The organism is Cupriavidus sp. SIMBA_020 (genome assembly GCF_046535395.1).
In the GTDB taxonomy this organism is placed as follows: Bacteria; Pseudomonadota; Gammaproteobacteria; order Burkholderiales; family Burkholderiaceae; genus Cupriavidus; species Cupriavidus campinensis.
Genome location: NZ_JAWRWU010000461.1, coordinates 1 through 276, shown reverse-complemented (window position 1 = coordinate 276; position 276 = coordinate 1). Strand labels below are relative to the sequence as shown.

1 protein-coding gene is annotated in these 276 nt (G+C 64.1%); it reads right to left on the bottom strand.

The window, feature by feature from the left end; all coding sequences use genetic code 11:
* Positions 1–276, bottom strand: a 276-nt coding sequence (locus SB751_RS30050) for a molybdopterin cofactor-binding domain-containing protein (protein WP_410749028.1), incomplete at both ends; no start/stop codon positions are given.

Genomic DNA, 276 nt, shown 5'->3' with positions numbered 1-276 from the left:
CGTCCATGATGTACTCGATCGCGAACGCGCCCTGCGGGCCGCCGAAGCCGCGGAACGCGGTGTTCGACTGCGTGTTGGTCTTGCCGCAGAAGCCCGAAATCGACACATCGGGCAGCCAGTAGGCGTTGTCGAAGTGGCAGACGGCGCGCGTCATCACCGGGCCGGAGAGGTCCGCCGAAAAGCCGCAGCGCGAGGTCATGTCCACGCTCACGCCCTCAATGATGCCCTCGTCGTCGTAGCCCACTTCATAGGTGTAGTGGAAGTCGTGACGCTTGC